Annotated in this window: 16 protein-coding genes; 5 read left to right on the forward strand and 11 right to left on the reverse strand. The window is 37.4% G+C overall.

All coding sequences use genetic code 11. The features are described from left to right. Positions 1 to 187: 187 nt before the first annotated feature. A complete protein-coding gene (locus GSQ19_RS22110) occupies positions 188 to 1,252 on the reverse strand; it encodes an ATP-binding protein (RefSeq protein ID WP_011319986.1) in 1,065 nt (354 codons plus the stop codon). A gap of 634 nt (positions 1,253 to 1,886) precedes the next feature. Between GSQ19_RS22110 and GSQ19_RS22115 the strand changes: the two genes are divergently transcribed. From GSQ19_RS22115 to GSQ19_RS22125, 3 genes are read left to right on the forward strand one after another with little or no spacing between them, the layout of a single operon-like run. Next, on the forward strand, positions 1,887 to 2,648 hold the full coding sequence (locus tag GSQ19_RS22115; RefSeq protein WP_011319987.1) for a TIGR04255 family protein: 762 nt from the start codon (positions 1,887 to 1,889) through the stop codon (positions 2,646 to 2,648). After that, entirely contained in the window at positions 2,633 to 3,289 is a 657-nt protein-coding gene (locus GSQ19_RS22120) for a hypothetical protein (RefSeq protein WP_041456278.1), read from the forward strand. Before GSQ19_RS22115 ends, GSQ19_RS22120 begins: the two co-directional genes overlap by 16 nt. Positions 3,290 to 3,307: 18 nt before the next feature. Continuing rightward, complete coding sequence (locus GSQ19_RS22125; protein WP_011319989.1) at positions 3,308 to 3,859, forward strand: hypothetical protein; 552 nt, start codon at positions 3,308 to 3,310, stop codon at positions 3,857 to 3,859. Between the two features lie 270 nt (positions 3,860 to 4,129). Here the strand turns inward: GSQ19_RS22125 and GSQ19_RS22130 are convergent, their stop codons facing one another. The 6 genes from GSQ19_RS22130 to GSQ19_RS22155 form a co-directional block, all read right to left on the reverse strand. Beyond that, positions 4,130 to 4,516 (reverse strand): HNH endonuclease, encoded by a 387-nt coding sequence (locus GSQ19_RS22130; RefSeq protein WP_011319990.1) that lies wholly within the window; start codon positions 4,514 to 4,516, stop codon positions 4,130 to 4,132. Positions 4,517 to 4,610: 94 nt separating this feature from the next. Next, positions 4,611 to 5,252, reverse strand: a complete 642-nt coding sequence (locus GSQ19_RS22135) for a hypothetical protein (protein WP_011319991.1) — start codon at positions 5,250 to 5,252, stop codon at positions 4,611 to 4,613. Positions 5,253 to 5,278: 26 nt separating this feature from the next. After that, the gene (locus tag GSQ19_RS22140; RefSeq protein WP_153228419.1) at positions 5,279 to 5,470 is read right to left on the reverse strand and encodes a hypothetical protein; all 192 of its coding nucleotides are present in this window, start codon (positions 5,468 to 5,470) and stop codon (positions 5,279 to 5,281) included. Positions 5,471 to 5,592: 122 nt separating this feature from the next. Beyond that, positions 5,593 to 5,787, reverse strand: coding sequence for a hypothetical protein (locus tag GSQ19_RS22145; protein ID WP_011319992.1), 195 nt, complete (start codon positions 5,785 to 5,787; stop codon positions 5,593 to 5,595). Between the two features lie 131 nt (positions 5,788 to 5,918). Next, a complete protein-coding gene (locus GSQ19_RS22150) occupies positions 5,919 to 6,251 on the reverse strand; it encodes a hypothetical protein (RefSeq protein ID WP_011319993.1) in 333 nt (110 codons plus the stop codon). Continuing rightward, positions 6,251 to 6,805 carry a hypothetical protein gene (locus tag GSQ19_RS22155; RefSeq protein WP_011319994.1) on the reverse strand — a complete coding sequence of 185 codons (555 nt, stop codon included), beginning with the start codon at positions 6,803 to 6,805 and terminating at the stop codon, positions 6,251 to 6,253. Before GSQ19_RS22155 ends, GSQ19_RS22150 begins: the two co-directional genes overlap by 1 nt. Before the next feature lie 171 nt (positions 6,806 to 6,976). Here GSQ19_RS22155 and GSQ19_RS22160 point away from each other — a divergent pair, with 171 nt between their 5' ends. Beyond that, entirely contained in the window at positions 6,977 to 7,138 is a 162-nt protein-coding gene (locus tag GSQ19_RS22160) for a ribbon-helix-helix domain-containing protein (RefSeq protein ID WP_104010044.1), read from the forward strand. Positions 7,139 to 8,056: 918 nt separating this feature from the next. Next, positions 8,057 to 17,686 (forward strand): calcium-binding protein, encoded by a 9,630-nt coding sequence (locus tag GSQ19_RS22165; RefSeq protein ID WP_011319996.1) that lies wholly within the window; start codon positions 8,057 to 8,059, stop codon positions 17,684 to 17,686. Between the two features lie 315 nt (positions 17,687 to 18,001). Here GSQ19_RS22165 and GSQ19_RS22170 read toward each other — a convergent pair whose 3' ends face one another. The 4 genes from GSQ19_RS22170 to GSQ19_RS22180 form a co-directional block, all read right to left on the reverse strand. After that, the gene (locus GSQ19_RS22170) at positions 18,002 to 18,346 is read right to left on the reverse strand and encodes an STAS-like domain-containing protein (protein ID WP_011319997.1); all 345 of its coding nucleotides are present in this window, start codon (positions 18,344 to 18,346) and stop codon (positions 18,002 to 18,004) included. Positions 18,347 to 18,462: 116 nt separating this feature from the next. Beyond that, the gene (locus tag GSQ19_RS22175) at positions 18,463 to 20,136 is read right to left on the reverse strand and encodes a restriction endonuclease subunit S (RefSeq protein WP_011319998.1); all 1,674 of its coding nucleotides are present in this window, start codon (positions 20,134 to 20,136) and stop codon (positions 18,463 to 18,465) included. A gap of 2 nt (positions 20,137 to 20,138) precedes the next feature. After that, positions 20,139 to 20,270: a hypothetical protein gene (locus GSQ19_RS30315; protein ID WP_255449099.1), complete on the reverse strand. Its 132-nt coding sequence runs from the start codon at positions 20,268 to 20,270 to the stop codon at positions 20,139 to 20,141. Next, positions 20,254 to 20,472, reverse strand: coding sequence for a hypothetical protein (locus tag GSQ19_RS22180; RefSeq protein WP_011319999.1), 219 nt, complete (start codon positions 20,470 to 20,472; stop codon positions 20,254 to 20,256). Before GSQ19_RS22180 ends, GSQ19_RS30315 begins: the two co-directional genes overlap by 17 nt. Between the last annotated feature and the right edge of the window lie 5 nt (positions 20,473 to 20,477).

The following is a 20,477-nucleotide window of genomic DNA, read 5'->3' on the forward strand; positions in this document are numbered from 1 at the left end:
TGCTTACTGCATTACAGCAGCACTAACAGATTTTTTCACTGGTTAGCGTAAGGTTTGGATGATAATACACCGTTGCTGTATCGCCAACGGACATCAATGCTCATTAAGTAGGCTATGTGCGGCAATTCTAACATAAAAAAATCAGTACGCCAAATATTTTAACAGAATATATTTCATGTTTGTGAGCTTATATTCTGATACCGCCTTCAAACATCTTATGATAAGTTATTCTTTTTTCATATTTTGCTGCTCTATAATGAGGAGACTTTGCCAGAGCTAAATTAAAAACTTTGATAGATTCCTTATATTTACCTAATTTTCTTAATGCAATCCCAATTTGGGTAATGATAGTATAGTCTTCTGGATTCAATTTCAATGCAGTTTCATAAGTTTGAAAAGCTTCCTTAACCTTATCTGAGCTATCTGAGCCTAACAGTATTTCTCCTTTTGTTTTTAATATGCTCAGATTATCTCCGTCTACCTTAAGAGCATCTTCAAGGATATCTAATGCACCCTCTAAATCACCTATACTTTTGTGTGCAGAGGCATAATCAACCCTTGTTCTAGAATTGTTAGGGTTAAGATTGATTAGCCTTTTATAACTTTCATCCATTTTCTCAATATCACCCATCAGTTTTGCTATGTTGGCTTTTTCCTTGAGAAGAGAACGATTATCTGGATTTTGTAAAAGTTTATCGTCGATATTGTCTAACTCTTGCTTTAAATACTTTTGTTTACGCTTTTGAATTTCTTGTGCTATTTCTGTGGTATTCAGCTTAATGCAGTCTGTTCCTGTTTTAAGATAAGTACTACCTCCTGTTGTTTTGTATAGAAAATACTCACGGCTTGATGTTCTATAAAATTGGCTTTCATCTACTCCTAAAACACTTATATTTACAACAAACAAATCTTCAATGTCTTTTTGTTCTTCGTTAAGAACATTGTAGAATGCAATATCATAAAGCGATGGAGAAACTATTGGGTCTGTATTTCTGAGTTTATTGGGGATGATTTTTTGAATTTCATCTCGCTCGCTCCTGCTAAGTTTAACACCTAAAATTTTTCCAGCATCATCTATACCTATATATAGTTGACCTTCTACTAGCGCGTTAAGAAATCCAGTTATATATTCCTCTGCATGATTTACAATTTTTTTAACAGGATGTTGTGATGCTATACTCTTAAATTCAATATCTTTACTCTCCTCTCGATGGTAAGTTGAATTGATTATAAATGGTGGCTGATTTTGCATAGATGATAATGTAATTTCAATAACAATAAATATTTTATACTTTAACTTTTAATAAGTAAATTTTTCAAAATAAATATAATTTTAGACAGTAGGTGTACAAGCAGCAGAAATTACGCGAGTATGTTTCAGCTTGAAATCTCCCTGCTTGACTTTGATTTGCTAGTTGCCCAAAATCAACCTTCAGTAGCGATGACATTCCGCTCACCATAGGTGAGGTGATCCGCCCAAGCACATGGGTAGTTGATTGGCAGTTCATTAGAGAAGGATCTTAATCTTGTTCAGTCTCTGTGCGATCGCCACACTATAAGCATAGTTAGATTCAGTCTGGACACTAGACACGGATCATTGATGACTGTAATAGCTAGAAATAAGCCAGTTCAGTCACTATAAGCATTAGATGGGTTTATTTGCTCAAGATGATAATTTTTTTGAGCGATTAGGCTGTCAGCCTATAGAAAGAATTTAAGTATTTGGGTAGAAGGTAAGGGTAATCTAGAGTAGAACGAAGACTATGCTATGCTCCTTTAACTTGTGCTTAACTGTGTAGCTTGCTGTACTTGTTCAAGGGATAACTACAAAAGGAGTAAGAATTTGATATTGTCTGAGGAGCAGCCACAGTGATGAGGTTGGGCGAATGTCAATAGCTAAATTCAGTAAGTCACCACTGACAGAAGTTGTCTTGGGCGTTGAATTCAACGATCCAGGGTTCTCTTCTGTGCATTTCGGACTGTACTGGCAGAGTATTCAAGACCGATTTCCTTCTCCGCCACTTGACAGACCGCCAATAGGAGACATTGAACTTCTTCCTATGATGCCCAAACTCCGTCGAGTTTGGTTTGAGTCACTTGACAGAAAAGAACTCATACAGTTGCAGTCAAACCGATTTCATTACAACTGGCGTCGTCAAGGTGAAGCAGATGAATATCCTCATTTTAAAGAAATATATCCAAAATTTCAAAGTGAATGGCAGCACTTTCAGAATTGGTGGTTAAGCACTGAGAAAACATTTTTACAACCGATTCGTTATGAACTTACTTATCTTAATCAGATTGATCAAAATTTTGGTTGGAAAGAGCCAGGAGATAACAATAAAATTTTCAACTTCATGAGCAAAGAATGGGAAATTACTCTGAAACAACCTCGATTGTTTAATGCTGAATTTGAATTTGAACTTCCTGATAATTTAGGGAATTTGTTAGTTCGTATTAACCAAATAATTAGGTTGGAAGATAATAATTCTATGCTACTTTTAGAATTAACAAGTCGTAGCTACGATACAAAAGTAAGTTATGAAGAATGGTTTCACTCTGCCCATAAATACACAGTTAATACATTTATAGAACTATTACAAAAAGATGTTAAAAAAGAATGGGGTCTAAAATGGTTGGGACAGTAGGTCAAACAATCTCTACAGCGAATAATACGAATAAATTAGAAAATTTGGGAAACAGACAAATTAACGCAAGTTATGTTAATCATAAATACGGCGATCCGGATTTTCTAATAAGAGAATACTTTTTGTCCTCTTCTGAGCGACGGAATAAGTTGAGAGGGTTTATTTTTACAAGATTGTCTTCTGCCAAAGCAATTATAGAAGTTTTGAAATGGGGCATTAGTGGCAAAGCAAGGGATGCTTATGATGGTGCTGTAGATTTATTGGCAGAAATCAATGAAATCAATATATTAAAAGAGGCTAGTCAGTATTTAGAAGCTCTAAGCCAATTGATGATTAACTCAGTGGAAAACAGGAATATTCTAATGTTAGATCCCTTATGGGAAATACTGATAAAAGGAACCGCTTGTGCCTATCGTATCCCTGCTGAAGAAAGATTTGAATTACTCCTAACTTTCAATTTAATAGCACTAATTAATCAACGGAGAATCTTAAAAGCAACTTTTATTGATGCGTTATTGCTGCTTGCGGATGAAATAGATACTCAGCGTATAAAAAATGCGATCGCACGCTTTGCATCTGGTTATGAAACTGACCAATACATCCGTAACTATGCTGAAGAAGCTATTCAAGAGCTTTCATAAACGGCCATTACTTGACTTATGCTGCCTACTCTATCAGAGTTTGGGATAGAACCCCCTGTTTATATTCGTAAAATAGATAGCCGTGCTAGTTGGAATCCGCAAGAAGGGGATGCCAACTTAGCTGAACGTGCTAGATTAGCAGCAGCAAAGCTCTTTAAAGAACCAGACAATATATATAGTCTTTGGCTGGTTAACACAGAGCAAGAATTCTATAGTGTAGTTGCATCATTGAGTGCAAATAGAAGTCCTAAAAATCAAAATCTTGATTTTATTGCGATTAAAGAAACAGAATTAAAAGAAGTTGGTATAAATTTTCAACCAGTACCAGAAGGCGGTTGCTTGTATGTGCAATCGTTACATTTTAATGCACAAATTGATAAGGAGACAGCCGAAAAGCTTTGTTACAGTTTGATGAGCCAAGGTAGAGAAGCACAACGCTGTAAAAAAGTTCAAACCACTGAGATTCTTGAGCATCAACAAAAATTTGGATGTAGAGCAACGACAGCCCAGCTACGTCATGTGAGTGTGAGCAATGGGAACTACCTGCTAGTTTATCTCAAACTTGACTAGGAGCGATCGCCTGCTTTCCTGTTGGTCAAATATTTTGTTTATCTTAAGTATGAGAATAAAGGAACTGCAAGAGGTCTAATATCTAATTAGTTCTAGAAAACCTATTTAGCCTTTTATAGTCAAGGCTCTCGCCCTATACAATACCTTCTGAAATCACCAAATATTTGATTTTAAAAAGTTATTCCAGTCATGTCAGTCTTAACTAAAAGTAAGTAAATCTCACCTTTTAGAAGATGGTATTAGTTGTTAATCAAGTTAAATATACTCGTATTAACCATCCCAAACAAACTGTTTCCAGTTGACAGGGATTAAACCTTTCTTGACCAGCTTATTTCTCATACCATCATGCTTGCGGTCAAGCCGAAGCGCATGGCAGACGGGGCAAAGAGTTCTCAAGTTGGACGCATGGTTACTGCCACCAGATGACAAAGGGCGAATGTGGTCGATATGGGCAGTTTTTAAACTGACTGTTCTTTGACATAATCCATTGACTTTTGGTGGTCGGTTATCTGGGCTTTGACACAATCCCTCGTCTCTGCTGTAGATAGAATGCCGAGTGATTTTCCATTGTTCAAGGGGTTGACGCTTCCATTGGTAAACAGGCAGGTTTGGATGTTGGCGTTTTTGTTTGACTTGTTTGTAAAGTTCAACAGACATGACTTAACCAAACTCGACTTGACACAACATGACGTGACGAAACGGAAGGTGACGGGACTCGCCTTAAGGAGACCTGACGAAACGAGACGGATATTTAAAGAATGCTAAATTCTTTTAGCTCAAATCTTCCGTAACCAATGCTTTGTCTACCATCGCCAACACCAACTAAAGTTCCAGCGTTGATAATTGCTGTCTCCAATGACTTTCGATCAACAACAACCGAATCCCAAAGAATAGTAAATGAACATTGCCATCCAGGTTTCACAGCCACCCGGTAACGAATATTCCTCGCTTTAGTCGATGGGTTACGCACACCAATCACTTCGACATAGCTATCGGGTAGTTTTTCATTTTTGATAGTCCCCGCCTCAATTACTTGAGGTGGATCTGGTAATTGAATTGCCCCATCGCTATTACAGATATAAATCTGATCATCCATGACTTGTAAAGTGCTGGCAATATCTGCAAGTAAGTTACCTTTGCCCCGTTTGACAGTTTTACCGCCATACTTAATGCAGCCGAAAAAGTACGTTGGCAACAGAAATAATTGGCGTTCCTCATCCATGAGAACAGTTTTTTTCCACTCATTGGGACTATTACCAGCTACACCATCTTTTTCAGTTGCTTGTAGCGGTAAAGCATCAACTCCAAAATGATGTATGGCAAGAGTTCTAGTTCCCACAATTGAGACTTTTGCTTGCAGAATGTGAGGCATATTGAGGCATTCGTTGTGCATTTTTGAGCATTAATTCGCAGGATTGCTTAGGTTAAAAGCTTTTTACTGCAAATTTTCTTGAATAGCTGTGAGAAATTAATCTTGAGTAGTGATGGCATTAAGTGCCGACTGTCGGTAATTAGCAAAGCAGAGTACAGAAGCGATCGCCCAACCTCACAGCAAATTGAGTAATATTGATCCACAGTTGCCAAACCTTTTTTCTTAGCGATATCGGACATCGGCAAGATTTTCGCTGCTGAGTTGTGTGATCGGCTACGCTGGTGGAACGAAATCAGCGATCGCACCCTAACTAACGATATATTTGGATCATTCGGATCGTTAGATATTGATACCGTTAACTTCAGGCAGTTAGATTTTGCTGCCCTAACTGCACATCGAAAATCAGTCTAAAACTGACACTGGGAATGAGTCGGCGCAAAACTTGTAGATGAGCTTCGGCATCGCTGCGGCGGCGAAAACGAGCGACAATACGGTTCTGCATATTCGGTAACAGCCCGACTATACACCAAGGATTGAGTTTTTCTAAGTAAGTCATAGAGTCCTCCTGGTAATATCTGCAATTTCCAAGACAAAAGCCAGCCTACTGTGAAGGTGGCTGGCAAGAAATATCATTTTGATATTTTGATATTGCAATTAAATGCCGTAGGGGCAGGTTGACAAATAACCTCATTTATCCTCAAAGATATCTATGAACCCGTCTCTACTTTCGTCTGGGAAACACAGGTTCTGCAATAGTTCTTGGGGAATCTCCTCAAAGTGTTCCAGTAGAAAGTTCATCAGTGCAAGGTGGCGTAAATCGGCTGGCATAGGACGGCGGTAGTTTTTACCTCTAGCAAACCAGCGTCGCACGGTGGACAGAGAGCGATCGCAAATCTGCGCCATTTCTTCGTGGTTCACCTGCCATTTGGTGTAAAACTGTTTGGGAGTCATACCCAATTGGCAATAAATGTACAGTTGTATCAAATCTTGCTCTCGCTGTTGGAGTGGATGAGGATTCATTAGTGTGTCTCCTCGTCCATTGGTTCTAAATCTTCTTCCCAAGCAATATCCGCCGACGTCCAAGCGGCACTGGGGCAATCTTTGTTTAACCAAATCAGGTAGCACCAACTCCAGCAGCAACTGTGGGAAGCAAAGCTATAAAATCGACCAATGACAATACCCCAGTCAGTATCGCTTTCATTACCAAGCCAACGCAAGCGATCGCCATATAAAAATCTGGGTGTTTTGGCTACATCAGGAAAGTTGGCGGGAAGTTCAATAGATGTGTCTGGGTATTTCAGGTTAATCAAACCTGGGACTATATCTTGGTGATTGTGCCGGATGAGATGGAGATAAGCAGCAATCAATTTACCATTGATGCTGTGAGTTAACTGAGAAATCAGAATTGCTGCTAGAGTTTCTAGTTCTTGCTGCTGGAGTTGTATCCAGGTGCTATCAAAGTCTGCGTCAGAGTAGTTTTTGAGCTTGGCTAGTAATTCGGTGATGCCGAAATCATCTAAAGCTTGTTGATAAGCTCGGTGTTCATCTGTTTTATAGCGAACAGGGTTTAACATTGTATATGACTCCTGAATAGAGGGGCCAAAAGCCAGCGTCAGCCGTCGGAAAGTTGAGTGCTGGCTTTTGACTTATCAGTAATTATACATAAATACTATGTACTTTTATGTTAATTTATGCGTTTTAGTGTATTTAATATAAAAAGACACAAGATAGCTTATGATAGTGATATGGGAAAAGTAACTGTAACTATTTACATGGAAGAAACAGACAAAGAAGCCCTGCAACAATTGGCTGATGCAGAGGAGCGTTCTTTGTCTCAAATGGCGGTGTTAATTTTGAAACGAGCGATTAAACAGGCTCAGAATGATGGGACTATTACACCCAAATAATTTGTAATTGGTTGAAGAGGCGATCGCTTCTCTACAAAACCTACCCCGCATTTTTCACAAGCAGTAGGGGCGGGTTAACCAAGATAGTGGTGAATGAGTAAACCCGCCCCTACAATCTTTAGACTCCATCATCGGCGATCGCTTCTCAGTTAGGAGAATGCTTAGGAAACTCTAGCATGGGCAAGATCGCTTCTAAGTTAGGAGAATGCTTAGGCATCACTTCACAAGCTAATAGAGAGTGTTGATGTATCCCAAAGAAGGTATACACCACCACAAGTTAGCCTATTTAATTGTGAAAGTTATGAGTAGCGACTGCCTAATTGCTTGCATTTTATAGAAAACATAAGGTAAAAGCTGCCATTATTAATTGTTAATTAGAGAAAAAATACTTATATTTTTCCTTTATCAAAAATATAAATTTTACGTAAAAATACTAAGTCGAGTTTGAAAACAGTGATATTATCTGATGAAGTGAGCTTTAGCTGTTTTATAGGTATATTTGAGACGGTTATTTTGTTAATGACCGTATATTTTTGTGTCTAATTTCACTTATGTCTGTAGATTTTGAGTTCCCTATTCAGTGCATTAATTTGGCTATTTCAACTTACAAAAAGCTAGTTAATCTGCATAAAGTTAATAACATCGTATTTGTTAACTTTTAAGATTCAAAAGCAAAGAAAGTTGAGGCGTTTGGTATTGCGATCGCCCCAAAAAATCTCAATCCGACAATTCTAAATTCATACTTCTAAAAACATCCTAACATTGTCTCTAGATTAAAATGTAGTTTTATCAATAGTTTGATAGCTATAGCGAATTGGATAATTAAACTTTAATTAACTTCTAGTTAATGGATGTATCTATTATTTATTAACTACAAAATTAATTGTAAAAATAAATTAAATATAGGAATTTAAGATAATGAATCAACTACAATCAGGAAATTTTAAACAGCGATTAATCAATGAATGGCAACAGGCAATATCAAATTTATCAAGCGAACAATTAAATCAGATATCTCAGCTGTCAAGAGAAGATATTAAAAATATCTCAGAGGAAGAAGATGTAAGAATTACAAATGAAGCTTACCCAGACAATACTCAACATCCATATTTCCTAGAAGGTGCAGACCTGATAATATCATTAAGTCCCAATTTATCTGTTGATGATATTGAATCTTTTGCTCCAGATATTGGTATAACAGGAATAGCATCTTTAGATCCATTGCTTTTTTTTAGACCAGATTTGTGGACAAATCTTGGTATACAAACAATTGTTCACGATATATTATCTCTCTATCAAATAGCTCTGGAGGAAAAAACAGGAGAATCACCAGGAATATTAGAAGCAGTTTATGAAATTGATAGTGTGGTATTATCTGCTATATTTGTACCACTAGAAGCAATATTGGATGATTTTATTTCTTTATTTGATTTTTCTGAATCACAAACTCCAAAAATAACTTCTCCAAGCATTATTGGAGCCTCTCTTGGAGGAAAAATTGCTACTTATTTCGTCAATGATAATTTTGCTAGCCAATTATTAGCAAATTCTATAGGTAAAACTGTTGGCAGTTGGGTTGGTTCAGCAATAGAAAATGAATTTGATTTTAATAATAAATCTCTAGAATCTCTTGCTTTACCTGATCGCTTTATTGGCAATCTTGTATCTATTTCAGTATCTTTAGGTTCTGGAGAATTATCTGAAAATATTATTGACGCATTAAAGATAGAAGATACTCTAACTCAAATGGGAGTAGATACTCTAACTGAAGCAGTTGTTGACTATGCTTTTACTTCGATAGCCAGAGAATATTTTCCAAACTTTGCTGAAAACTATCTACAGATAACAAGTGTTAAAGAAATTACGCGTTTAGATTTAATTAATTCTTATAAAAATGCTCTAGCGTCTTATGCTGGCTCAGAATTTTACAAAACTCTAGTTCGTTGGAATATTATAGGTGAAGGTCAATTAAATCAAGGTTCAGCTATAGGTGGTTCATTGGGTGCTGTAGCTATTCCAGGTCTTGCTAGTTGGCTTGGTTTTACTGCTTTAACAGGGCCAATCGGAATTTTTGTTGGCACAGTTGTTGGTAGCCTTATCGGAGGAGTATTTGGGGATGAAGATTTTCCTCGTGCTGCGTATGCAATTAACATTGTTAATGGAGAGTTTGTCACTCAATTTTCTTACGAGTTAGATGATGGAAATACTGAAATAGCTCGTCAAATGGGTGAAGCTGCTAAAGAAATTCTCAATTTCTTAGCGGAGACTGTTGGTGGTCAATTGATGACTGTTGAGAATGTTTATTATGGTCATTACAAAGAACAATTAGTTTATCAACTACAAGATAATGCACCTGGTAGTAGTAGTTTTCGCACAAGGGTAGGTTTTAGTAATGCTCAAGCAGCGATTGAAGCAGGTGTAGTTTATCAACTTACTAAAACACAGATTGAAGGTGGCGATCGCTACATCAAACGCCTATTTAATAATTATACTAATTCCCGCAGCAATCTAGACGATTTCAACGAGCTATTACAAATTGCTAAAGAATATGGCACTTACCTAGATAATCCTACTTTATATCAGGAATATATTAATAAACTGGCAGCCAACTCAATTCAAGATGCAGATAAAAGAATCACAGCTTTGCAGTCTCATCCTTGGGATAGTTTTGTTCCCGCAGAACTCAATGATGATCTGATCAAAAAAGTTGCGACGAATCTTTTACCAACAACCATTATAATTTCCATAGAAGGTAATGATTTGATTGTCAATGGTGAAAGAATTTACGGTTGGGTAAAAACACAACCAGAAAATAAAATTCAGTTTCTCCAGTTTACTGATGGTAGACTTTACACAATTAATGTAGATAAAGATAATAAGGTTACTCTAAATCTATACACAAAAGACCCCACTATCAGAGATTTTGGTTTAGATATTTTACCTTCTCAAGTACGATTGTCTCTCAGTGGGAATAATTTAAATATTAATGGTGAGATAATTGCTAACTGGTTAACTAATAACAATAACCGTGTAGAAATTCTCCGGTTTGCTGATGGCAGTCGCTTCAAAATTGTTGTAGAGAATGGTACGGTTAAACTAGAAAATGAATTAGTCGCTAATTTTAAAACAGTGTTGGCGAAAGCGAGAGAATTTAACCTCAGTACACCACAAGTTTCAGATAATTACAAAGGTAATAATGTCACTAGAATTATCTCTGGTAACGGCGGTGTAGTTCAAGGTAATGATAATAGCGATGACGTTTTAATTTCTTCCTCAGCCGCAGAAACTTTAAGAGGTGGCAAAGGTGATGATGTTTATCGCTATAGTCTAGGAAATGGTAAAGATACAATTGACGATATTGGGGGAGTCGATGTTATTGAATTTGACAGTAATATTCAACTCTCTAATTTACGACTACAACAGAGTAGCAATAATTTAATCATTAGTATCATTAATCCTAGTAATCCTTCTGCACCCATTACGAATCAATTAACGATCACTAACTTCTTAACTAATAAAATTGAATTTATTCGTCTGGGGAATAATCAAGAATACTTTTTAGACAATTCTAGTGGGCAATGGCAATTAAAAGCTACTAATAATGTACAAACTGCTACTAGCAGCAACACCACCATTCAAGGAACTATCGGTGCTGATGTTCTCCGAGGTTTGGGTGAAAACGATACGCTTTTAGGTGGTGCTGGAAATGATACTTATTTGTACTCTTTTGGTGATGGTTTAAATACCACAATCTATGATACAGGAGATTATGAAGGCAAAGTTAGAGATGGGGGAATAGATACTCTAGTCTTAGGAACAAACACCATCCACAGCCTAAAACTCCAAGATAAAGATTTAATCATCACTGTGTCTTATATTCTCCCTGGGTTTAACGCCAGTGGTGGTAATAACGAAGCACAACCTATTATTATCACAATCAAAAATTGGGTTGATGAAAACAGCAGAATTGAATTTATCCGCTTGGCTAATGGTAAAGATTTTTATCCTACTTTAGCCGCAGATGGTTCGGTTTCTTTACAAGCAGTATTAACTCAAGGAGAGTCAACTTTAGATGTTCAGTTAGATGTACCAGATAATTATGTACTGAGTGCTTATAAATTAGCAGTCGTTGATTTATTTGGTAATGGACTTCAGTTAATTTCTGCTCAAGATTCCTTTGCCATGTCAGATTTAGATAATGATGGTTATCTAGAACAGACAGGATGGGTATCTCCTTCTGATGGGATATTAGTAATAGACCTAAATAATGATGGTCGGATTACTGAACTGAATGAGTTTATTTCCCTAACCACTCAACCTAATGTTACTTCTATTGCTAGTTTAAACAGTAATGGCGATCGCTTACTCAATTCTCAAGATACCAACTTTGAAAGAATCCGAGTTTGGATTGATGCCAATGGTAATCGTAAAGTAGAATTGGGCGAATTAGCGGCATTACATCGTTACGGTATTGACGATATTTCTCTAGCAAGTCAACAGAAAAACTTTGAAGTTGCTGGAAATCTCATCACTGCTTCAACCTATTTTACTCAGCTAGGCTACGAATTTAGAAAACGCTCTCAAATTTTTGATGTTGCTTTTGCTTATAATCCCAACGGCGTAAAGTTAGAAACATTACCCGGAGGAATTAACAAATTTAACTTTGAGAATAAACCCGACATTATCATTGCTGACGATACGGCGGGTAATTTGAATTTAACAATTGATCCCACTATTACCTACGCTGTCACTGGAGGTAAAGGAAACGATATCCTGACCATTTTAGCTAGTAGCACAACAGGGGGAATTCTCAATGGTGGTGCAGGAGACGATACCCTCACAGGTGCAGGTGGTAGCGATATTATCAACGGTGGTAAAGGAAAAGATGTCATCAAAGCTGGTGCTGGAGACGATACAATAACCGTCGATGCAGACGATATTATTACCAGTTTAGATGGAGGAGCAGGTTTTGATATAGTCACCATTGATTTAGATTCTCGTTTACATCTGATTCTCAAAGATAGTAATAACGTCGAAGCTATTATTGGGACTAAAATTAGCAATCAAATTACTTACATTGGAGTTAAACCAGTTCTCATTTCTGGAGATTTAGGTAACGACATCCTCACGGGAGGAGAAGGAGACGACCAAATTGAAGGAGGAGAGGGTAAAGATAAATTATATGGAAATAAAGGCAAAGACTTATTACTTGGTGGATTAGATGATGATAGCCTCTATGGAGAACAAAATGATGACCAATTATATGGACAAGAGGGAGATGATTTTCTAGATGGTGGAGATGGTAATGATATTTTAAATGGTGGGATAGGAAATGATTCTCTCAAAGGAGGTTCTGGACAAAATACTTATATCTTTGGTCGAGGTTATGGAATTGATACTATTACTCAAAATAACAATGCAGATAAAGATATTATCAGTTTCAAAGCAGGTATTAGTCCATCAGATATTACTTTTTGGCGCAGGTCAAACAATGATTCGGAAAAAAATAATCTTTACCTAGCAATTAAAAACACTCATGACCGTCTCATCATTACAGATCAGTTAGTAAATAATGCTTACGGCATAGACCAGTTTACATTTGCTGATGGCACAATCTGGACAAGAGAAAATATTCAAGCTTGGTTACTGCAATCTACCACTGGCGACGATTACTTAGTGGGATATCAAAGTAATGATACTCTTGATGGCGGTGCAGGAAATGACTTATTGAACGGTGGTGCTGGCAACAATACTTATGTTTTTGGTCGCGGTTATGGAATTGATACTATTGCTGAGAATTCTAACACTGGTACAGATACTCTCAGTTTCAAAGCAGGTATTAATCCATCTGATATCACTTTTTGGCGAAAATCGAGTAGTTACCCAGAAAGCGATAATCTCTACTTAGCAATCAAAAACACTCATGACCAAATTATTATTGAAGATCAGTTTAGAAGTGGCCCTTATGGCATAGACCAGTTTGTATTTGCCAACGGGACAATCTGGACAAGAGAAAATATTCAAACTTGGTTACTACAATCCACCACTGACGATGATTACTTATTGGGATATCAAAGTAATGATACCCTTGATGGCGGTGCAGGAAACGACTTATTGAATGGTGGTTATGGCAACAATACTTATGTTTTTGGTCGTGGTTATGGAATTGACACTATTGTTGAAAACTACAACACTGGTACAGATACTCTCAGTTTCAAAACTGGTATTAATCCATCTGATATCACCTTCTGGCGAAAATCGAATAGTTACCCAGAAAGCGATAATCTCTACTTAGCAATCAAAAACACTCATGACCAAATTATCATTGAAGATCAGTTTAGAAGTGGCCCTTATGGCATAGACCAGTTTGTATTTGCCAACGGGACAATCTGGACAAGAGAAAATATTCAAACTTGGTTACTGCAATCTACCACTGGCGATGATTACTTACTGGGATATCAAAGTAATGATACCCTTGATGGCGGTGCAGGAAACGACTTATTGAATGGTGGTTATGGCAACAATACTTATATCTTTGGTCGAGGCTACGCAGTTGATACTATTGTTGAAAACTATAACACTGGTACAGATACTGTCAGTTTCAAAGCAGGTATTAGTAAATCGGATGTTGTTTTCTGGCGCAAATCTAATAGTAGTACAGAACAGGATAATCTTTATTTAGCAATCAAAAATACTAATGATCGCCTCATCATTGAAGATCAGTTTAGGAGTGGCCCTTATGGTATAGATCAGTTTATCTTTGCCGATGGTACAACTATAACTCGGTCAGAGATAAACTCTATGTCTTTACCGAATAATCTCCCTGAAGATAATCTTGTCACTGGAGATGCAAATGCCAACACTTTGGAAAATGCTACAGGCAATGATACCTTAGCCGGGGGCATAGGGAATGATACATATATCTTCAAGCAAGGTTATGGTCAAGATATCATTCAAGAAGGTTACTCTGGCTTGAATAGCTACTATGACACCGTGAAGTTTGGTGCAGGTTTAACTACCAACACAATGGAAATTGTCCGACAAGGTGATGACTTAATTTTCAAAGTTAAAGGTAGTAGCGATCGCCTGACAATTAAAGATCAGTTTAATGTATATGAAGTTTACGCAATTGAAGAGTTTCAGTTTGATAACGGTGCAACTGTTTGGACAAAAGAAAATATCAAACAACATTTATTAAAGTCTACCAATGGAAACGACTACATAGTTGGTTATTCTGAGGGAATCAACAATGAAACTTTAGATGGTGGTTTAGGCAATGACACCTTAGCTGGTGGTTCAGGAAATGATACCTATATCTTCAAGCAAGGTTATGGTCAAGATATCATTCAAGAAGGTTACTCTGGCTTGAATAGTTATTATGACACCGTGAAGTTTGGTGCAGGTTTAACTACCAACACAATGGAAATTATCCGACAAGGTGATGACTTGATTTTCAAAGTCAAAGGAAGTAGCGATCGCCTAACAATTAAAGATCAGTTTAATGTATATGAAGTTTACGCAATTGAAGAGTTTCAGTTTGATAACGGTGCAACTGTTTGGACAAAAGAAAATATCAAACAACATTTATTAAAGTCTACACCTGGAGATGATTATTTAGTTGGTTATTCGTGGGGAATTAGAAACGATATCTTAGATGGTGGCTTAGGAAATGACACTTTAGTAGGAGGTACAGGAGATGATACCTATATTTTCAAGCAAGGTTATGGTCAAGATATAATTCAAGAAGATTACTCTGGCTTGAATAGTTACTATGACACAGTTAAGTTTGGTGCAGGTTTAACCATCCAAACAATGGAAATTGTTCGAGAAGGTAATGACCTAGTTTTCAAAGTCAAAGGAAGTAGCGATCGCCTGACAATAAAAAATCAGTTTGATTATCCCTTTGAAGCAATTTCAATCGAAGAATTTCAATTTGATAACGGTGCGACTATTTGGACAAAAGAAAATATCAAACAATACTTACTAAAATCCACAAGTGCAGATGACTATATAGTTGGTTATTCCGAAGGAATTAACAATGAAACATTAGATGGTGGTTTAGGTAATGACACCTTAGTTGGAGGTACGGGGAATGATACCTACATCTTTAAACAAGGTTATGGTCAAGATATTATTCAAGAAGGTTACTCTGGCTTCAATAGTTACTATGACACAGTGAAGTTTGGTGCGGGATTAACTACCAACACAATGGAAATTGTTCGACAAGGTAACGACCTGATTTTCAAAGTTAAAGGTAGCAGCGATCGCCTGACAATAAAAAATCAGTTTGATTATCCCTTTGAAGCAATTTCAATCGAAGAATTCCAATTTGATAACGGTGCGACTATTTGGACGAAAGAAGATATCAAACAATACCTATTACAGTCAACAGACGGAGATGACTATATAGTTGGTTATTCTGAAGGAATCAACAATGAAACTTTAGATGGCGGTTTAGGGGATGACACCTTAGTAGGAGGTGCGGGAAATGATACTTACATTTTTAAACATGATTATGGTCAAGATATTATTCAAGAAGGTTACTATGCCTTCAATAGTTACTATGACACAGTGAAGTTCGGTAGGGGATTAACTCCACAAACGATGGAAATTGTTAGACAAGGTAATGACTTGATTTTTAAGGTCAAAGACAACATTGATCAACTCACGATCAAAAATCAGTTTGATTATCCTTACGAAGTCCTTTCCGTGGAAGAATTTCAATTTGATAACGGTGCAACTATTTGGACAAAAGAAGATATTAAAAACTACCTTGCCACAACTATTAATAATGCACCCATTGTCCAAAACGCAATTATAGATCAAACAATTGGTTCCAATAGTCCCTTCAACTTCACCATTCCCATAAATACTTTCTCTGACTCAAATATAGGTGATAGCCTCAGTTATACAGCAACTAAAGCAGACGGTACTTCTCTACCTAGTTGGTTGAAATTTAATCCCATCACCCGCACCTTTACAGGCATTCCCACCGTAGGTGATGTAAGCACATTAAATATCAAAGTCGTAGCCACAGACAACAAAAGAGCAAATGTCAGTGATACATTTGCCATCAACATTCGCAACCTCACTGGTACTGCTGGCAACGATAGCATCACTGGCACATTCAATGATGATGTAATTCAAGGCTTGGGTGGCAATGACATCCTGCTTGGTTTAGCGGGGAATGACACCCTTGATGGTGGCACAGGCCAAGATACCATGACAGGAGGCTTAGACAATGACACCTACATTGTCGATAACAGTGCAGATAAAGTAGTCGAAAACGCTAACGAAGGAACGGATACTGTTCGCTCATCCATTAGCTACACCTTGGGCGACAATATAGAAAACCTAGTTTTAACTGGCACTAGTAGCCTCTCAGGTACAGGTAACACACTCAACAATCTCATTACTGGTAATACTGGTGCTAACACACTTAATGGTAAAGCTGGTGATGACATCATTAATGGAGAAGGTGGTAACGATACCCTTAATGGCGAAAGTGGTAATGATACCCTCAATGGCGGTACTGGTAATGACAGTTTAGATGGTGGTGCTGGCGACGATGTAATGCTTGGTGGTGCAGGTGATGACACATACTACACCGATAGCAGTAACGACCAAATTATAGAAGTCTTCAATGAAGGAACTGATACCGTCCGTTCTGCTATCAGTTGGACGCTAGGCTACAACCTAGAAAACCTGATTCTCACAGGTAGCAATGCTATCAATGGTACTGGCAATGCTTTGAAAAATAGTATTACTGGGAACACTGCCAATAACACTTTGTCAGGTGGCGATAATGATGACACTCTCAATGGTGATGCCGGAAATGACATCCTCAATGGTGATGCTGGTAATGATTCCTTAGATGGTGGTGTGGGCAATGATGTAATGATTGGTGGTGCTGGTAATGACACATATTACACCGACAGCATTAACGACCAAATTATAGAAGCCACTAATGCGGGAACTGATACTGTTCGTTCTGCTATTAGTTGGACACTAAGCAATAACTTAGAGAACCTGATTCTCACGGGTAGCAATGCGATCAATGGTACTGGAAACGCACTAGTTAATAACATGACTGGTAACAGTGCCAATAACAGTTTGTCCGGTGGTGATAATAATGACACTCTCAACGGTGGCGATGGGGATGATATTCTCAATGGGGGTAACGGAAATGATACTTTAATCGGTGGCAATGGTAACGATACACTCGTTGGTGGTGTTGGTAGCGATAAGCTAACTGGTGGTGCTGGTAATGATAAATTTGTCTTTAATAGCCTCAGTGAAGGAATCGATACTATTACTGACTTCAGCAGTACAAATGATGTTCTAGTAGTGCAATCGCTGTTAGCCAGCTTCAACTACACAGGCACAAATCCCATCGCCAACGGTTACATGAGAGGCATACAATCTGGGTCAAATACTCTCATCCAAGTTGACGCTGATGGTGTTGGTAGCAGTGCAATCTTCAGCACCTTAGTTACACTCAATAACTTTACTGCTAGTAACTTCAGCCAGAATAACTTGATTTTCTAGGTCAGCAAAACTGGCTAAGGTGGTATAACAGCGATCGCTTCCAGCTTACCTCGTTATCAGCCTACCTTGATTTTGCGCTGCGGCGATCGCCCCTGGATTAGCCGTAAATACCTGAATTCCTGGCACTGTCACATAATCACCATCATCAGTAATAATCTTGTTGATTGATTGTTGATTGATTCTTGTTTTATTGATTCCAGAATGAACAAATCATAACCATCTAAGCATTGATTACTGAACTGAGTTAAAGCATTATCTATGATGTCTTCATGATGTCAATGACATCTGCTTTTACGGTGTAGTTAACTGGCATGATTAACAGGCAGATTGTTCAAGAATCATTTCATTTACGGCTTCACGATACTGCTCATCTGAGTAATAACGCTTTGCATTCTCAATCACTTCATCATAGGTCTGTTGACCAAGAGGACTGAGGTTAGATACAACTAGAAGCTGATCCAGGTCTTCAGGTTTGATATCACGCAATAATTGACCAATAGCAAAATTGAAAAACACAGACAAGAATCTTCTTACACCAGCAAAATCTAGCTCTACTGCCTTTCCTGCTTGCAGTTGAGGATAAATTAAATCATAGATTTGCTGTCCAGCCTTTTGGCTCATACAGTTTTCGCCAATCAGTTCGTAGATTTTGTATTTCATGGCTCTAAACCTTTACTAGAACCTTTGTATTCAAAGTGGTTTGTAGGGGCGGGTTCACCCAGATCATCATTAATAATCGATCATATTTGTCAACCCGCCCCTACAGAAAATGGCTATTAGGCTGTTAATACCTGTTTTGCTGCGACTTCCATCAGTTTCTCGCTGCTGTCTCGCCCTTGTTTTAGTTTGGCTTCTAGGGTATCGCAGAGTGACATCAGGCGATCGCACTTCTCTACAATGCGTTTTTGTTCAGCGAGGGGTGCTAGAGGAAAAACCATATTATTGACAACCCCTGCATTAATATTTGGTGCTTTTCTCAAACTAGCAGCAAAATTCATCCACAAAGGTCTAATTAATTTGATATATAAGTGTAAATATTTAGCATTAACATATTTATTAGGATAAATTCCACAAACTGATTGGTTAATAGTTGTTTCTATACCTAATAAACCTGACTTTCCGATAGTTCCAGCACCACCATACAAAGCTACACAAACTGTTCCAACAGGATAGTATTTGAGGTTGCAATCTAAAACTGCCTGCTTAGTAATTTTTTCTTCACAATTTAATACTGTTTCATTATTTAAATCCGTAGTTTTTACCCAATATTCTGTTCCATCCTCAAAATATTTATGATTCGTCCTATTAGGTGTTGTTCCACTAGAAATTAGAAAAATTTCTCCAATTCTAGTCCATACCCATTCTTTTGGAAGTTCAAAAAGTATTTCATTATCACGGATTGGTTTTAATTCTTTTGGTTCTCTAAAATTTGTCTCACCTAGTAAACGCTTTCTTTCAAATTTAATTTTTTCAAATAAAACTGAAGCAGGTTCATTATTTGGATCTTGACGAGTTAGTTTACCTTGAACTGCCAATTGCAAAATCGCCTGACGCAGTTTAGGAATTGTTTCAGGAATGCTGTAGAGTAAGTCAAAATTATTGCAAATGCGCTGCCAGTGTTGGCGGAACTCTTCGGGATTTTGGGAGGAGAGGAGTTGAGCGATCGCACTCTCATTCATCCTCACAACGCTCTCTTGCTTTTGCTGCTGCCGTTTTTCGATTTCGTCGCAAGTTGAGAGGAGGCGATCGCATTTCTCTACAATGCGTTTTTGTTCTGCAAGGGGAGGTAAACCAAGAGAGAAATCTAAAATATCTTTCCTTCCCATTCCTGGAACTGTAGAGCCAATGCTTAATGCTTGAAATTTCTCATAGGAAGAAATAATTAAGAGATAAATAAACTCGTATTCCAGCAAAATTGGACGTATTGCCATAAGTTGTCGTCCAATTGCCGCTTTCTCCATACTAAGAATATTTGCTTTTCCAACCCCTGCTCCTTTAACTGTTATCAAAATATCATTCTTCTTTGCTAATGCTTTAACGGTATTAGTCCAGCGAGTTGCAACAGGGTTGAATTCTCCAAAATCTGCTGGCCCCGTCAAGTATGGAAGCCCTTCACCTTGATCATTTTGTTCCTCTTGTCCAAGATGTTGACCTGATACCAGTTCGATAAGATAACCAAGTTTTGTATCTACCCAGCCTGGTAAACATTTATTATTGAAATCAAATTTGATTTCAATAAACTCATTTTTCTTATTTTTTTCATTCTGTAATAAATATTCTTTTTCTTCTTTAATTTTTTCTAATAAAACATAAGCTGGTTCATCATTTGGGTTTTGAGGGACAAGCTGACCCATTACAGCTAATTGCAAAATAATTTCTCGTAACTTTGCGATCGCATTTGGCGTATCAGTCAACAATTCAAAATTTTGAAAAAACGTATCTATCTTCATAATTAAACAGCAGTCAAAACAGGCTGGAAAGGTTGCAGTAAAATACCTAAAATCTTATCAACTTCCTTGATATAATATTCAATCTCATCAATATAAACAATCGTTCCATAGCAATTTTCATAACTCTCGGTCATAAATCTCCTCTCGTGTCAAAGGTGGCCAGTCAAACTCAACCGGATGTTCCATAAGTTCATCAATAATATCTACTGCTGCTTGTTTAGTTTGTTTCAGAACAATTACTTTGACAGATTCTCCATCTAGTTCTCCCTTATATATTTCGGGAATTTGAATTACGCCATTTTGAATTTTTGTTTTAAATTCGACTACATTCAGCATATTTA

The organism is Trichormus variabilis 0441 (assembly GCF_009856605.1).
Lineage (GTDB): Bacteria > Cyanobacteriota > Cyanobacteriia > Cyanobacteriales > Nostocaceae > Trichormus > Trichormus variabilis.

Excerpts from the sequence above, each read along its gene's own strand:
- GSQ19_RS22110 (WP_011319986.1), bottom strand. The coding sequence starts at position 1,252 with ATGCAAAATCAGCCACCATTTATAATCAATTCAACTTACCATCGAGAG.
- GSQ19_RS22115 (WP_011319987.1), top strand. The coding sequence starts at position 1,887 with ATGTCAATAGCTAAATTCAGTAAGTCACCACTGACAGAAGTTGTCTTG.
- GSQ19_RS22120 (WP_041456278.1), top strand. The coding sequence starts at position 2,633 with ATGGTTGGGACAGTAGGTCAAACAATCTCTACAGCGAATAATACGAAT.
- GSQ19_RS22125 (WP_011319989.1), top strand. The coding sequence starts at position 3,308 with ATGCTGCCTACTCTATCAGAGTTTGGGATAGAACCCCCTGTTTATATT.
- GSQ19_RS22130 (WP_011319990.1), bottom strand. The coding sequence starts at position 4,516 with ATGTCTGTTGAACTTTACAAACAAGTCAAACAAAAACGCCAACATCCA.
- GSQ19_RS22135 (WP_011319991.1), bottom strand. The coding sequence starts at position 5,252 with ATGCACAACGAATGCCTCAATATGCCTCACATTCTGCAAGCAAAAGTC.
- GSQ19_RS22140 (WP_153228419.1), bottom strand. The coding sequence starts at position 5,470 with ATGTCCGATATCGCTAAGAAAAAAGGTTTGGCAACTGTGGATCAATAT.
- GSQ19_RS22145 (WP_011319992.1), bottom strand. The coding sequence starts at position 5,787 with ATGACTTACTTAGAAAAACTCAATCCTTGGTGTATAGTCGGGCTGTTA.
- GSQ19_RS22150 (WP_011319993.1), bottom strand. The coding sequence starts at position 6,251 with ATGAATCCTCATCCACTCCAACAGCGAGAGCAAGATTTGATACAACTG.
- GSQ19_RS22155 (WP_011319994.1), bottom strand. The coding sequence starts at position 6,805 with ATGTTAAACCCTGTTCGCTATAAAACAGATGAACACCGAGCTTATCAA.
- GSQ19_RS22160 (WP_104010044.1), top strand. The coding sequence starts at position 6,977 with ATGGGAAAAGTAACTGTAACTATTTACATGGAAGAAACAGACAAAGAA.
- GSQ19_RS22165 (WP_011319996.1), top strand. The coding sequence starts at position 8,057 with ATGAATCAACTACAATCAGGAAATTTTAAACAGCGATTAATCAATGAA.
- GSQ19_RS22170 (WP_011319997.1), bottom strand. The coding sequence starts at position 18,346 with ATGAAATACAAAATCTACGAACTGATTGGCGAAAACTGTATGAGCCAA.
- GSQ19_RS22175 (WP_011319998.1), bottom strand. The coding sequence starts at position 20,136 with ATGAAGATAGATACGTTTTTTCAAAATTTTGAATTGTTGACTGATACG.
- GSQ19_RS30315 (WP_255449099.1), bottom strand. The coding sequence starts at position 20,270 with ATGACCGAGAGTTATGAAAATTGCTATGGAACGATTGTTTATATTGAT.
- GSQ19_RS22180 (WP_011319999.1), bottom strand. The coding sequence starts at position 20,472 with ATGCTGAATGTAGTCGAATTTAAAACAAAAATTCAAAATGGCGTAATT.